Origin of the sequence: Pseudomonas lactis, from assembly GCF_001439845.1 — a bacterium.
In the GTDB taxonomy this organism is placed as follows: domain Bacteria; phylum Pseudomonadota; class Gammaproteobacteria; order Pseudomonadales; family Pseudomonadaceae; genus Aquipseudomonas; species Aquipseudomonas lactis.
Genome location: NZ_JYLO01000001.1, coordinates 589165 through 603271 on the forward strand (window position 1 = coordinate 589165; position 14107 = coordinate 603271).

Consider the following 14107-nt stretch of genomic DNA (forward strand, 5'->3'; position numbering starts at 1 on the left):
GCTCCGAATAACCCAGGGATTGCTCTGGTGTTGTTCGGGGCTTTTTCTTTTTTCTGCGATGAAAACCAGAAGCCTGCCGCTCGCACCTTGTTATTGCTGGGCGCTGGTTTTGGGCGGGGCAGGCCAAGGGATGTTTGTCGCATGGAAACCCCGCTGCTCCCTGGACTAGTGTGGAAGCAAGCCCCATGTGGGGTGTTTGTGGAGAACAGAAAATGGAGCGACGTCACAGAAGGATCAACAGCAAAAAAAGGCGCAAGTTGATTGCCGCCTACAAGTTACCGGGCGCACCTGCCAGGCAGGCCACGGCAGTGTTGGATAGCGAGGATGATTGCAATGCGGCCGTGGTGAACAACGGCGTGATTTCGTTTGCCGAAGGCTTGTCGGCGTTGAACCGGGAATACGTGCGCAAAAGCTATCTGCTGGCCAGCAGTTATGTGAGCGATGTGCTGAAGGTCCAGCGGGGCAGCGAGGCGTGGTACGAGGAATTTATCAAGGTCATGGTCAGCCTGGGGTGGCTGCCGCTGCGCAGTCGCTTTGAGCGAGTCTCGCGAGCGGGCAAGGGCCTGACGGTGCAACTGGCGGCGCTGAATATCATCGCCTCGATGCTGACGTCGACCGCGCTGTCCGGGCCGTTGCTCAGCGCATTGCCAAAACTGGCCGCCGATGCGCTGGACGCATTGAAGCGTCAGCCAGCGTCTTTCGAGCTGTTCAAGCGCAATTGCGCGGTGCGTGAGGGCGGCGATTTCGGCCTGGCCTCCTGCGCTGAAACAGACGGCGAGTTGATCATGGTGCTGGTGACCTACAGCACCCATGGTGTGGATAAACAGGTGGGCCTGCCGTTCCTGGAGTGGGACAGCTCCTCGTTCGAGGCCTTCAGCGGGCAGACTTGCCTGGTGCTCAATACCTCGATGGTCAACGAGAAAACCATCCAACTGATGCGCGAAAGCGCCGGTGACAAAGTCGAAATGGCGATCGCCAAATACCGGATCTAGGGCACCAGGTAGCCGCGTACCCCGGTAAAAATGATTTGTGCGGCCAGGGCGCAGACGAACAGGCCCATCAACCGGCTGACAATCTGCAAGCCCTGGTCGCCGAGAATGCGTTCGATACGGTTGGACAGGTACAGCACCACGCCCACCGTCAGGCTGGCCAGGGCAATACTGAGGATGGCGGTGAGCTTGTCATCCCAGTGCGGTTGGCTGACCCCCATCACCAGCAAGGCGCCGATGGTGCCGGGGCCGACGGTGAGGGGGATGGTCAGCGGCACGATGGTCACGTCCTGCTGCACATTGTCGGTCTGCACCGCCGACTTGCCCTGGGCCATGCCCAGGGCGGAGATAAACAACACGCTGCCGGCGCCGATGCGGAACGCGTCGACGGTAATGCCGAACACACTGAAAATCACCCGGCCAAACAGGTAGAGCAGCACGCTTGATACCAGGGTGGCCAGTGCGACTTTCCACGCCAGGCGCCGACGCTCCTTGCTGGAATAGCCACGGGTCAGGCTGATAAAGCAGGACAGCACAAAGAACGGGCTGTAGAGCACCAGCATCTTCAGGTACACGCTGAATAACACATGGAGCATGGGGGTGGCTCGCGGGCGGGGGAAGTGGGGAGGAGTCTATCTGACAGCGATCCAAATGTGGGAGCTGGCTTGCCTGCGAAGGCATCGACTCGGTGTGCCTGAATCACCGAGTTGACTGGATCGCAGGCAAGCCAGCTCCCACAGGGGATGGTATTCAGGTCAGGATGGGGCGTGTTCCGGGCGCTGTTGGCGCTGCGCCACCCAGTAGTCCACTAGCTCGCGCAACTGCGACAGCTCCACCGGCTTGGCCATATGCCCGTCCATGCCCGCCTGGCGTGCGCGTTCTTTGTGTTCCGAGAGAATGTGCGCCGTGAGCGCCACCACCGGCGTACGCACGCGTTGGTGGCTCACTTCCCACGCCCGCAGTTGCTGCGTGGCCGAGAAACCATCGAGGATCGGCATCTCGCAGTCCATCAAGACCAGGTCATAGCGCTGGGCTTTCATCGCTTGCAACGCTTCTTCGCCGTTGCTGGCGGTGTCTGGGTTGAGGTTGAGCTTGCCGAGCATGCCGCGAATCACTTTGGTGGAAATGCTGTTGTCTTCGGCCACCAGGATGCGGAAATCGCTGGGCACGGTGATGGCGGCCGGTGCGCTGGGGGCCGGGCGTGCCACGAGGGCACCTTTGCTGCGCTGGGTCAGTTCATCGGCCAGGGTGGTCTTGAGGGTATAGCCCGCCACCGGTTTGGCGAGGATGCGCTTGATCCCGCAGTTGCGCGCAATGATCTTGCTCGGTGCGTTACTGATGCCGGTGAGCATGATCAGCAGGATGTCGTGGTTAAGGCTCGGGTCTTCCTTGATCTTCGCCGCCAGTTGCATGCCGGTCATGCCGGGCATGTTCTGGTCCAGCAGCACCACGTCAAAGTAATCACGCAGGTGCGCCTTGGTACGTAACAGCGCCAGGGCCTCCTTGCCCGAAGGCGCGGCGCTGACGTTCAGGCCCCAGGCCGTGCATTGCTGCACCAGCACTTTGCGGCAGGTGTCGTTGTCGTCCACCACCAGCACACGGGCGTCCTTGAGCGGGCCGTCGAGGTCGCTGGTCGGGTGCTCCAGGCGTTCCGGGTCCAGCGGCAGGGTCAGCCACAGGGTGCTGCCCTGGTGACTGCCGCTCTTGACGCCGAACTCGCCGTTCATCAACAGGATCAACTGGCGGGCGATGACCAGGCCCAGGTGGCCGCTCAAGCGCGTCGCCGACAGGAAGTTCTTGCTGTGCAGTTCGCTGTGCAGCAGGGCGTCGCGTTCGGCAGCTTCCATGGGTACGCCACTGTCTTGCACGGCAATGCGCAGGCGCGGCTTGGTGCTGCGCTCATCCAGGGCGACAACGATCAGCACTTCGCCTTCATCGGTTTTGTGCAGGGCGTTTTCCAGAAGGCTCAGTAAAGCCTGGCGCAGTCGCGTCGGGTCACCGCTGATCACCCGTGGCACCTGGGGCTGGATGAAGCTGATCAGCTCGACATTCTGTTGCTCGGCCTTGGCGCGGAAGATACTCATGCAGTCGTCGATCAAGGCATTGAGATCGAACTGCACATCATCGAGTTCGATCTGGCCGGATTCGAGCTTGGAAATGTCGAGAATCTCGTTGATCAGCGTGAGCAACTCATTACCGGCGCTGTGGATGGTCTGCACATAGTCGCGTTGCTTCACCGACAACGGCGTGCCCAGCAGCAACTCGGTCATGCCCAGCACGCCGTTCATGGGGGTGCGGATTTCGTGGCTGATCTTCGCCAGGAACTCGGCCTTGGCGGCGATTTCGGCGTTGCTGGCCGCCAGGTCGCGGCTGAGGCTGAAGCGGGTTTCGACAATGGCGCGCTGGCGCTCGCCGAGGGCCAGGCTCATCAGTAGGCCGCTGAGGCAGATAAAGCTCAGCAGGGTGACGATCAGGCCTTGTGGCGCCACCAGGGTGAGGCCGAGCAGGGCGGGCAGGATGATCAGCGTGCCGATGTTGAACACCACCATGGCCGCCACGAACAGGCGCGCCGGGCGGTAACCTTTTTGCCAGTGATAGGCCGAGACAAACAGCATGCTCAGGCCTGCCAGCGCGACCAGGGCATAGGTGATGATGTTCAACGGCAAAGTGTTGACGAACAACAGCAGCAGGCCGCACAGGACGATCAGCAGGATGTCGGCCATCAGCACTTTGTTCAGCGGGTGCGGGCCCAGGGGCATGAAGAAGCGGTAGGCAAACATCAGCCCGCAGGGTGCGGTCAGCAACAGGGCCAGGTAGGCGCCAGGGGTCTGGATCGCGTGCCAGTTCGGCAGCCACGGCCCCACCAGGTTGAGTAGCAGCGCCAGGCTAAGCATCAACAGGAACTCGCACGCGGCCAGCCACAGGCTACTGCGCGAGCGGTGGTAGGCGAAGCGCGTGAGGTTGTGCAGGATCAGCATCGACAGCACGCCGAACAGCAGGCCGTAGATCAGCGTCTGGTTCTGGTTGGCCGCGGCCAGCACTGCAGGTTCCAGGGTGATGTAAGGGCGCAGTTCGTGTTCCGAGACCAGCCGCAGGTACACCTCCAGAGGCTGTTGGCTCTGGGGCATCGGTAACATGAAGTCACTGCTGGGCAGCGGGCGCTCAGCCTGGGGTTGGCGAGTGCCGGTGATTTGTTGCTCCACCAGGGTGTCGCCGTCCAGCACGTACAGGCTGAGGCTGGACAGGTCCGGGGCGAACACCCGCAGCACTTGTTCGTGCTTGCCGGGCTGCAACCTGAAACGCACCCACAACGCACCGTCCGGCTGCGCGGCAGTGATGCGGTTCAGTTCGATGGGGCTGAATTGATTGGTATAGCGGGCGGAACGGATGTCGCTCAGTTGCAGGTCGGCCTGTTCATCAAGCAATACCGCCCAGCCACTGCCTTGCGCGGCGGCCTGGGCCGGTAGCAAGCAGAGCAAAGTCAGCAGACTGATTGTGAAACCTATGGCGATCCTGAGCCAGCGCACGGCGAAATCCCTTCGGTAGTTGGATGCACGGGTTAACTATGCGCGGGGCGACAGGGTACGGCAAGGGCCAAAGGCCCTTACCTAACCGAACGGATAGCTACTGCAAGTGTAGCTGCTCAGTTGTTCTCGCCGCGTTCGCGGGCAATGGCACGGTGGCCAATGTCGGTGCGGTAGAAGCAGCCCTTCCAGTCGATTTTCGCCGCCAGTTTGTACGCCTGTTGTTGCGCGGCATCGACACTGGCACCCATCGCGGTGGCGCACAATACGCGGCCACCGGCGGTTACAACTTTGCCGTCCTTGAGCGCGGTGCCCGCATGGAACACCTTGCCTTCCAGCGCAGCGGCAGCGTCGAGGCCTTCGATCGCATCGCCCTTGGCGTAGTCGGCAGGGTAGCCACCGGCCGCCAGTACGATGCCAACGCTCGGGCGTGGGTCCCATTGTGCTTCGACCTTGTCCAGGGCCTGGGCGAGGGCGGCTTCTACCAGCAGCACCAGGCTCGATTGCAGACGCAGCATCACCGGTTGGGTTTCCGGATCGCCGAAACGGCAGTTGAACTCGATGACTTTGGGGTTACCGGCTTTGTCGATCATCAGGCCGGCGTAGAGGAAACCGGTGTACACGTTGCCTTCATCGGCCATGCCACGCACGGTTGGCCAGATCACCAGGTCCATGACGCGCTGGTGCACGTCGGCGGTCACCACCGGCGCCGGGGAGTAGGCACCCATGCCGCCGGTGTTCGGGCCGCTGTCGCCGTTGCCGACGCGCTTGTGGTCCTGGCTGGTGGCCATCGGCAATACGTTCTTGCCGTCGACCATCACGATAAAGCTGGCTTCTTCGCCGTCGAGGAATTCCTCGATGACCACGCGCGAACCGGCGTCACCAAAAGCATTGCCGGCGAGCATGTCGCGCACGGCGTCTTCGGCTTCCTGCAGGGTCATGGCGACAATCACGCCTTTACCGGCAGCCAGGCCATCGGCCTTGATCACGATTGGTGCGCCTTTTTCACGCAGGTAAGCCAGGGCCGGCTCGATCTCGGTGAAGTTCTGGTAATCGGCCGTCGGGATCTTGTGGCGAGCCAGGAAGTCCTTGGTGAAGGCTTTCGAACCTTCCAGCTGGGCGGCGCCAGCGGTAGGGCCGAAGCAATCCAGGCCACGGCTGCGGAACAGATCGACGACGCCAGCCACCAGCGGCACTTCCGGGCCGACGATGGTCAGGGAAACATTCTTCTCGGCAAAATCTGCCAATTGCTCCAGGGCCAGCACGTCGATGGCGACGTTTTCGCACTTGGCTTCGATGGCGGTACCGGCGTTGCCGGGGGCCACGAAGACTTTCTGCACGCGTGGGTCCTGGGCTACTTTCCAGGCCAGGGCGTGTTCACGGCCACCGCTGCCAATGATCAAAACATTCATTTCAAAAACCTCGTTAGGATGATCGTTCCCACGCTCTGCGTGGGAATGCCTCTACGGACGCTCTGCGTCCGAGGGACGCGGAGCGTCCCTGGCTGCGTTCCCACGCGGAGCGTGGGAACGATCAATCAGTGGCGGAAGTGGCGCATGCCGGTGAAGACCATCGCAATGCCCGCTTCATCAGCGGCGGCGATGACTTCTGCATCACGCATCGAGCCGCCCGGTTGGATCACGGCGGTCACGCCTGCTTTCGCGGCGTTGTCCAGGCCGTCACGGAACGGGAAGAACGCATCGGATGCCATCACCGAACCCACCACCTGCAAACCGGCGTGTTCTGCCTTGATCGCTGCGATACGTGCCGAGTTCACACGGCTCATCTGGCCAGCGCCGACACCGATGGTCTGGCGGTTCTTGGCGTAGACGATGGCGTTGGACTTGACGTACTTGGCCACTTTCCAGGCGAAGATCAGGTCGTTGATCTCTTGCTCGGTCGGCGCGCGCTTGGTCACGACTTTCAAGTCGTCGCTGCCGATCATGCCGATGTCGCGGCTCTGTACCAGCAGGCCGCCATTGACGCGCTTGTAGTCCCAGGCGGCGGCGCGGTCTGCCGACCACTCGCCACAGGCCAGCAGGCGCACGTTGGCTTTAGCAGCGACGATGGCGCGGGCTTCTTCGCTGACGCTTGGGGCGATGATCACTTCGACGAACTGACGCTCGACGATGGCCTTGGCGGTCTCGGCATCCAGCTCGCGGTTGAAGGCGATGATGCCGCCGAATGCTGATTCAGTGTCGGTGGCGTAGGCCAGTTCGTACGCCTGGCGGATACCGCCTTCAGCGTCCGGGCTGACGGCCACGCCGCACGGGTTGGCGTGCTTGACGATCACGCAGGCCGGCTTGACGAAGCTCTTCACACATTCCAGCGCAGCGTCGGTATCGGCCACGTTGTTGTAGGAGAGTTCCTTGCCCTGCAGTTGAGTAGCGGTGGCGATGCCCACTTCGGCCGGCTTGGCTTCCACGTAGAATGCCGCGCTCTGGTGCGGGTTCTCGCCGTAGCGCATTTCCTGGGCCTTGATGAACTGGCTGTTGAAGGTGCGCGGGAACTGGCTGCGGCCTTCGGTGCTCAAGGTTGGCGCCGCCTGGTTCACGGTGCCCATGTAGTTGGCGATCATGCCGTCGTAGGCGGCGGTGTGTTCGAACGCCTTGAGCATCAGGTCAAAGCGCTGGGCGTAGGTCAGGCCACCGGCCTTGAGGTTTTCCAGGACGCTGGCGTAGTCGCTGGCGTTGACCACGATGGCCACGTCCTTATGGTTCTTGGCTGCCGAGCGCACCATGGTTGGGCCGCCGATATCGATGTTTTCGATGGCGGTCGGCAGGTCGCAACCTGGCTTGTTGATGGTGGCTTCGAATGGGTACAGGTTAACGGCCACCAGGTCGATCGGCTTGATACCGTGCTCGGTCATGATGGCGTCGTCGATACCGCGACGGCCGAGGATACCGCCGTGGATTTTCGGGTGCAGGGTCTTGACGCGACCGTCCATCATTTCTGCGAAACCGGTGTAGTCCGCGACTTCTACTGCGGCCACGCCGTTGTCCTGCAGCAGTTTGAAGGTCCCGCCCGTGGAGAGGATTTCCACACCCAGGGCTTCCAGCTCCCGGGCAAATTCGAGGATCCCGGTCTTGTCGGAAACACTGATCAAGGCACGGCGGATCGGCAGGCGGGTGGTCTGGTCGGTCATCTCAATTTCCATCAAAAGCAAAGGAAGTCAGCAAAAAAGGCGACCGGTTTTACGCGGGCGCCTTTCTGGTTTGATTGAATGCTTACAGCAAATCGTACTGCTTGAGCTTTTTGCGCAAGGTGCCACGGTTGAGGCCCAGCAGCTCACTGGCTTTGGTCTGGTTGCCCTTGACGTAGTTCATCACGCTTTCGAGCAAGGGCGCCTCGACTTCGGAGAGCACCAGGTTGTACACATCCGTGACGGAAGCGCCCTCAAGGTGGGCGAAATAATTGTGCAGCGCCTTCTCGACACTCCCGCGAAGGGTCTGGCCTTCTTCGCTCGGCGTGTTGAGGTGCTGTTTCAAATTGACGTTGTCGCTCACGGGTGTTGTTCCACTCACTAAAGTCTCGGTCATCATCGTCATGCGGCCACCCCTTCTCCATCCCCTGTTCCCAGGCTCTTGTCGCGTCCGGCGAAGAACTCACGAACGGTGGCGACCTGTGCCTGCGTTTCATCCAAACGATTGAACTGAGCGCGGAATTCCTTGGCGCCCGGCAAGGTGGCGAGATACCAGCCGACATGCTTGCGAGCAATGCGTACTCCCATCACGTCCCCATAGAAGGCGTGCAGGGCGGCCAGATGCTCTAGCAGAATACGTTCCACCTCGACCAACTCTGGTGCCGGCAAGACTTCACCGGTACGCAGGAAATGCTCGATTTCACGAAAAATCCACGGCCGCCCCTGGGCGGCCCGGCCAATCAACAAGCCATCGGCGCCGGTCGCGTGCAGCACGCGCCGGGCTTTCTCGGCACTGTCGATGTCGCCATTGGCAAAGACCGGCATCGACACGGCCTGCTTGATCGCGGCAATGGTGTCGTACTCGGCTTCACCGGTATAAAGGTCGGCACGGGTGCGGCCATGCACCGCCAGCGCTGCAATACCTGCCTGTTCAGCGATCTTCGCCACTGTCAGGCCATTCTTGTTGTCCCGGTCCCAACCGGTCCGAATCTTCAGGGTCACCGGCACATCCACTGCGCCGACAACGGCCTGCAGGATCTCGGCGACCAATTGCTCATCTTTCAACAGTGCGGAACCGGCGGCCTTGTTGCAGACCTTTTTGGCCGGGCAGCCCATGTTGATATCGATGATCTGTGCACCCAGCTCCACATTGGCCCGGGCTGCATCCGCCAGCATCTGCGCATCGCCACCGGCGATCTGCACCGAGCGTGGCTCGGGATCACCTTCGTGGATCATGCGCATCCGCGACTTGCGGGTGTTCCACAAACTCATGTCGCTGGTAACCATTTCAGAGACTACTAGACCCGCGCCCAAACGCTTGCACAGCTGACGAAAGGGCTGGTCGGTGACACCCGCCATCGGGGCGAGGATCAAGCCGTTTTGCAATGTGTATGGGCCGATGCGTACCGCCGACATAGGACTTCCCTGTTGTGGGGCCGGATCATTAGAGTTCGAAAAAGGGTTGGCATGATACCCGCTCTCGATGACGGGTTAAAGGCTGAATTGGATAAAATCTGAACAGTTACTTCTTTATCGCCATCGGTTTGGTCGACGGCGGCCAAGTCAATAATCCGCCGTCAAACCTCGGTGGGCACGCCGTTTCACTCGGGCGAATGGAAGCTCAGGCTGTAATTCACGGCTTTGTTGCCGGGGTCCAGGATGTCCAGGGAGATGTGGATCGGCGTCTGCGAGGGCATTTCGCTGACGCCGGCCAACTCGCCGCTCAGGTATTCGGCGGGCTTGAAGCGACGACTGGCAATCAGGCCGCCGTTCAGGTCCGCAAAGCGTAGCTCCAGCAGCGGGAAGGGCTGGGAGAAGGTCGCGCGGTTATAGAGGATGGCATCCACCACCAGCGCCCCGGCGAACTCGGGATGGCTGCGCACCACCAGGTTGCTGCTCTTGATATGGGTAATGTCGACCCGCGATGGCACGGTGCATCCCAGTTTCGGGCACAGCGCCTGGAACCACGGGCGGTAGGCATCCTGGCGGGCCAGGTCGTCGAATTGGTAGGCGATGTACTGGCCGGCCAGGCCTGCGGCAGCGAGCACTACCAGCACTATCCAGACCAGGCGGCGGCCCCAGCCTGACGGGCGCTTCTGTGCATACAGGTGCAGAGGGTCGTCTTCCAGGTCCTGGAGCAGCTCGTCGTGTGCGCCGGCCTCCGTTCTTGCGCGCTTGCGTCGCGCGAACGCGCGGTCTTCGGGTTCCGGCTCGTCGAGGGTGGGGGTCAGCGGCGGGTCGAGGTCGTCATCCACGGCGGTGGCGTGCAGAGCCGGTTCGTCATCGAGGTCGTCGGTGTGGGCCGACATGGACGGTTCGGTGCGCTGTTTGGACGCAGGAGCCTTGGCCGGCTCGGGCTCTTCTTCAGGTGCCTGGGTGCGCTCTTCGGGTGGCTCACTGAACAGGCTGGCCGCCCATTTTTCTTCCTCGGCCTTGACCGTATCGCGGCTGGCGCTGAAGGACTCTTCCTTTTGCCGACGGTCGGCACCTGGCTGGCGACGTTCTGCGCCCACGGCCTGGGTGTGCTGGATCTCGCGACGTTCCAGCCTGGCCAGTTCCTTGTCCAGGTTATCCAGGTCCAGCTCTTCGGCCGTCCACTGCTTCTGGCTGATGGCCCGCGGTGGCTCGGGAGGCGTTTCGACAGTCGGCTCGGTGGCCGGCTCGGCGGTGGTCGGCACTTCAGGCTCCGGCGCAGACGCCTGGGCCCGTTGCTCCAGCAACTGGCGAGCGGCGTTGAACACTTGCAGGCACGAGCCGCAACGCACCACGCCGCGGGCCACGCTCAATTGAGCGTGGTTGACGCGAAAGCGCGATTGGCAATGTGGGCACTGGGTGACGAAACTGTCGGTCATGCGGCCATCCGATTCAGGCAAGCGCTCATTCTAGCGCCGACGACCGCTGATGCGTACCCAGCCATCACGGTTGGCGATCGGGTCCAGCTCGAAGTTCTTGGCGTAGGCCGCCGCCACGTCTTCACCTTGCTCGGCCAGGATGCCCGACAGCGCCAGGCGCCCGCCCGGCTTGACCAGGCTCGACAGTTGCGGCGCCAGCGACACCAGTGGCCCGGCGAGAATATTGGCCACCAGTACGTCGGCCTGAACCTGGGGCAGGTCTTCAGGCAGGTAGAGTGGGAATTTGCCTTCGGCAATGTTATTGCGCCCGGCGTTATCGCGGGAGGCTTCCAGGGCCTGCACGTCGATATCGGTGCCCACGGCCTCCTTGGCGCCCAGCAGCAGGGCGGCGATTGCCAAAATCCCCGAGCCGCAGCCGAAGTCCAAAACGTTGCTGTCGGTCAGGTCCTGGCCGTCCAGCCATTCCAGGCACAAGGCGGTGGTCGGGTGGGTGCCGGTGCCGAACGCCAGGCCCGGGTCCAGCAGCAGGTTGACGGCGTCTGGCTCTGGAGCGGCGTGCCAGCTTGGCACGATCCACAGGCGCTGGCCGAAACGCATGGGCTGGAAGTTATCCATCCAGCTGCGTTCCCAGTCCTGGTCTTCGATGACTTCGCTGTGATGCTCGGGCAGCGGGCCGCCGGTGAGCAGTTCCATATGGGCCAGCACGGCGGCGGCGTCGGTGCCGTCTTCGAACAGGGCCAGCAAGTGGGTGTGGGACCACAGCGGCGTGGTATTGAGTTCCGGTTCGAAGATCGGCTGGTCTTCGGCGTCCATGAAGGTCACCGACACGGCGCCCACTTCGAGGAACGCGTCTTCGTAGGTTTCGGCTTGTTCTGGGCTGATGGCGAGACGGACTTGCAGCCAAGGCATGGCGGGCACCTTTGAATAAAATGAGTGTGCGGCGGGCTGGCCGCGAAAGCGCGCAAGTTTACGCGAGAGCAAGCCAGAAGACGACTGCGCCGACGATCGTTCCCACGCTCGGCGTGGGAATGCCGCCTCGGACGCTCCGCGTCCCGTTGTTAAGGCGTGGCGCGGAGCGCCACAAGAGGCGTTCCCACGCGGAGCGTGGGAACGATCAGGGGTCGGTGGCCCACAAACAACAAAACCGCCCGAAGGCGGCTTTGTTGGGTGGAGCACTTACTGGTTGGCCAGCTTGTGTTCCAGGTAGTGAATGTTCACACCACCTTCGCAGAAGCCTTCATCACGTACCAGGTCCCGGTGCAGTGGGATGTTGGTCTTGATGCCGTCGACCACGATTTCGTCCAGGGCGTTGCGCATACGGGCCATGGCCTCGTCGCGGGTCGCGCCCCAGGTGATCAGCTTGCCGATCAGTGAGTCGTAGTTGGACGGAACCTTGTAGCCGCTGTACAGGTGCGAATCCACACGTACGCCGTTGCCGCCTGGCGCGTGGAAATGCTTGACCAGGCCAGGGCTTGGGATAAAGGTTTTCGGGTCTTCGGCGTTGATGCGGCACTCCAGGGAGTGGCCGTGCATCTTCACGTCGTCCTGGGTGAAGGACAGCACGTTGCCAGCGGCGATGCTCAGCATCTCCTTGACGATGTCGATACCGGTGACCATCTCCGATACCGGGTGCTCTACCTGCACGCGAGTGTTCATCTCGATGAAGTAGAAGCGGCCGTTCTCGTAGAGGAACTCGAAAGTACCGGCGCCACGGTAGTTGATGTCGATGCACGCCTTGACGCAGCGTGCCAGGACTTCCTGGCGGGCTTTCTCGTCCAGGCCCGGTGCCGGGGCTTCTTCCAATACCTTCTGGTGACGACGTTGCAGCGAGCAATCGCGGTCGCCCAGGTGGATGGCGTGGCCCTGGCCGTCGGACAGTACCTGGACTTCCACGTGACGTGGGTTGGTCAGGTACTTCTCCAGGTAGACCATCGGGTTGCCGAACCAGGCGCCCGCTTCGGAGCGGGTCTGCTTGGCGGCTTCGATCAGCTCTTCTTCCTTGTGCACCACGCGCATGCCGCGACCACCACCGCCACCGGCGGCCTTGATGATCACCGGGTAGCCGACTTCGCGACCAATGCGCAGAGCGGTTTCCTCGTCTTCAGGCAGTGGGCCGTCGGAGCCTGGAACGGTTGGCACGCCGGCCGCGATCATGGCGTCCTTGGCCGAGACCTTGTCGCCCATCAGGCGAATGGTTTCGGCTTTGGGGCCGATGAAGGCAAACCCGGATTTTTCCACTTGTTCGGCAAAATCGGCGTTTTCCGCGAGGAAGCCGTAGCCTGGGTGGATGCCATCAGCGCCGGTCACTTCTGCCGCGGCGATGATGTTCGAGACTTTCAGGTACGAGTTCGTGGCCAGTGGCGGGCCGATGCAAATGCTTTCGTCCGCCAGCTTCACGTGCATCAATTCGGTATCGGCCGTCGAGTAAACAGCGACGGTCTTGATGCCCTCTTCCTTACAGGCGCGCAGGATACGCAGCGCGATCTCGCCGCGGTTAGCGATCAGGACTTTTTGCAGTTTCTTCGCAGGTTTCAACATCGAAGGCGCTCCGCGGTTCAAACGATGGTGAACAGCGGCTGGTCGTACTCAACCGGCTGACCGTTTTCTACCAGGATGGATTCAATGACGCCGGCTTTTTCCGCGGTGATGTGGTTCATCATTTTCATCGCTTCAACGATGCAGATGGTGTCGCCCACTTTCACGGTCTTGCCCACTTCAACGAAGGCTGGCGAGGTCGGTGCCGGGGTGCGGTAGAAAGTACCGACCATTGGCGACTTGACCACGAAGCCATTCAGCGCAGGCGCGGCTGGGGCGGCAGGTGCAGCGGCGGCAGCAGGCGCGGGAGCCGGAGCAGCAGCGGCTGGAGCCGGTGCTTGCATCTGTGGCGCGTAGAACTGTTGGGCCGGGGTCTTGCTGTGACGGCTGATCCGTACGGACTCTTCGCCTTCCTTGATTTCCAGCTCGTCGATACCGGATTCTTCCAGCAGTTCGATCAGTTTCTTAACTTTACGGATATCCATGAATCATCAACTCCCAAGGGTCGGTCAGGGGCGTTTAGCCTGTTCTTCAATGTGTTCCAGGGCGGCCTCCAGGGCCAGTCGGTAACCGCTGGCGCCAAGGCCGCAGATCACTCCTACCGCTACGTCGGAGAAGTAAGAGTGATGGCGGAAAGCTTCGCGTTTGTGCACGTTCGATAAATGCACTTCGATGAATGGGATGCTCACCGCCAGCAACGCGTCACGTAATGCAACGCTTGTATGCGTAAAAGCGGCGGGATTGATCAGAATAAAGTCCACGCCTTCGCCGCGCGCGGCATGGATGCGATCAATCAATTCATACTCGGCATTGCTTTGCAGGTAGAGCAAATGGTGGCCGGCTTCACGGGCCCTTTTTTCCAGGTCGAGGTTGATCTGGTCGAGGGTCACTGCCCCGTAGACGCCCGGTTCACGGGTGCCGAGCAGGTTCAGGTTGGGTCCGTGAAGAACCAGTAAGGTCGCCATTGGCTGTTCCTTGTTATTGGTGTGGGTGCGTCAGAACCCGGCGACTATGCCGCAAAGCCTTTGTGACTGTCCAGTTCTATGCAGTAGCCGGCACGATTAG

Annotated in this window: 12 protein-coding genes; 1 reads left to right on the forward strand and 11 read right to left on the reverse strand. The window is 61.7% G+C overall.

Annotation, left to right across the window (positions count from 1 at the left end):
• Positions 1-212: 212 nt before the first annotated feature.
• On the forward strand, positions 213-992 hold the full coding sequence (locus TX24_RS02445) for a hypothetical protein (protein WP_034134791.1): 780 nt from the start codon (positions 213-215) through the stop codon (positions 990-992).
• Here the strand turns inward: TX24_RS02445 and TX24_RS02450 are convergent.
• From TX24_RS02450 to aroQ, 11 genes are all read right to left on the reverse strand, one after another.
• Positions 989-1585, reverse strand: coding sequence for a MarC family protein (locus tag TX24_RS02450; protein WP_003171467.1), 597 nt, complete (start codon positions 1583-1585; stop codon positions 989-991). The genes TX24_RS02445 and TX24_RS02450 overlap by 4 nt on opposite strands.
• 159 nt (positions 1586-1744) lie before the next feature.
• Complete coding sequence (locus tag TX24_RS02455; protein WP_003188166.1) at positions 1745-4516, reverse strand: hybrid sensor histidine kinase/response regulator; 2772 nt, start codon at positions 4514-4516, stop codon at positions 1745-1747.
• Between the two features lie 116 nt (positions 4517-4632).
• Positions 4633-5925: a phosphoribosylamine--glycine ligase gene (gene purD, locus TX24_RS02460; protein WP_057709633.1), complete on the reverse strand. Its 1293-nt coding sequence runs from the start codon at positions 5923-5925 to the stop codon at positions 4633-4635.
• A gap of 125 nt (positions 5926-6050) precedes the next feature.
• Positions 6051-7658, reverse strand: coding sequence for a bifunctional phosphoribosylaminoimidazolecarboxamide formyltransferase/IMP cyclohydrolase (gene purH / locus TX24_RS02465; RefSeq protein ID WP_003188169.1), 1608 nt, complete (start codon positions 7656-7658; stop codon positions 6051-6053).
• A gap of 82 nt (positions 7659-7740) precedes the next feature.
• Complete coding sequence (fis, locus tag TX24_RS02470; protein ID WP_002555375.1) at positions 7741-8061, reverse strand: DNA-binding transcriptional regulator Fis; 321 nt, start codon at positions 8059-8061, stop codon at positions 7741-7743.
• Complete coding sequence (gene dusB / locus TX24_RS02475) at positions 8058-9071, reverse strand: tRNA dihydrouridine synthase DusB (RefSeq protein ID WP_003188182.1); 1014 nt, start codon at positions 9069-9071, stop codon at positions 8058-8060. The genes fis and dusB overlap by 4 nt, the downstream gene beginning before the upstream one ends.
• Before the next feature lie 185 nt (positions 9072-9256).
• Complete coding sequence (locus tag TX24_RS02480) at positions 9257-10507, reverse strand: DUF3426 domain-containing protein (protein WP_057709634.1); 1251 nt, start codon at positions 10505-10507, stop codon at positions 9257-9259.
• Between the two features lie 30 nt (positions 10508-10537).
• Positions 10538-11416 carry a 50S ribosomal protein L11 methyltransferase gene (gene prmA, locus TX24_RS02485; protein ID WP_057709635.1) on the reverse strand — a complete coding sequence of 293 codons (879 nt, stop codon included), beginning with the start codon at positions 11414-11416 and terminating at the stop codon, positions 10538-10540.
• Between the two features lie 267 nt (positions 11417-11683).
• On the reverse strand, positions 11684-13045 hold the full coding sequence (gene accC, locus TX24_RS02490; protein ID WP_056782803.1) for an acetyl-CoA carboxylase biotin carboxylase subunit: 1362 nt from the start codon (positions 13043-13045) through the stop codon (positions 11684-11686).
• A gap of 17 nt (positions 13046-13062) precedes the next feature.
• Positions 13063-13527, reverse strand: a complete 465-nt coding sequence (accB, locus tag TX24_RS02495) for an acetyl-CoA carboxylase biotin carboxyl carrier protein (protein ID WP_057709636.1) — start codon at positions 13525-13527, stop codon at positions 13063-13065.
• 24 nt (positions 13528-13551) lie between these two features.
• The gene (aroQ, locus tag TX24_RS02500; RefSeq protein WP_003188192.1) at positions 13552-14007 is read right to left on the reverse strand and encodes a type II 3-dehydroquinate dehydratase; all 456 of its coding nucleotides are present in this window, start codon (positions 14005-14007) and stop codon (positions 13552-13554) included.
• Positions 14008-14107: the final 100 nt, after the last annotated feature.

Coding starts and splice junctions, on each gene's coding strand:
- TX24_RS02450 (WP_003171467.1), bottom strand. CDS start 1,585: ATGCTCCATGTGTTATTCAGCGTGTACCTGAAGATGCTGGTGCTCTAC.
- TX24_RS02480 (WP_057709634.1), bottom strand. CDS start 10,507: ATGACCGACAGTTTCGTCACCCAGTGCCCACATTGCCAATCGCGCTTT.
- prmA (WP_057709635.1), bottom strand. CDS start 11,416: ATGCCTTGGCTGCAAGTCCGTCTCGCCATCAGCCCAGAACAAGCCGAA.
- fis (WP_002555375.1), bottom strand. CDS start 8,061: ATGACGATGATGACCGAGACTTTAGTGAGTGGAACAACACCCGTGAGC.
- aroQ (WP_003188192.1), bottom strand. CDS start 14,007: ATGGCGACCTTACTGGTTCTTCACGGACCCAACCTGAACCTGCTCGGC.
- TX24_RS02445 (WP_034134791.1), top strand. CDS start 213: ATGGAGCGACGTCACAGAAGGATCAACAGCAAAAAAAGGCGCAAGTTG.
- accB (WP_057709636.1), bottom strand. CDS start 13,527: ATGGATATCCGTAAAGTTAAGAAACTGATCGAACTGCTGGAAGAATCC.
- accC (WP_056782803.1), bottom strand. CDS start 13,045: ATGTTGAAACCTGCGAAGAAACTGCAAAAAGTCCTGATCGCTAACCGC.
- purH (WP_003188169.1), bottom strand. CDS start 7,658: ATGACCGACCAGACCACCCGCCTGCCGATCCGCCGTGCCTTGATCAGT.
- dusB (WP_003188182.1), bottom strand. CDS start 9,071: ATGTCGGCGGTACGCATCGGCCCATACACATTGCAAAACGGCTTGATC.
- purD (WP_057709633.1), bottom strand. CDS start 5,925: ATGAATGTTTTGATCATTGGCAGCGGTGGCCGTGAACACGCCCTGGCC.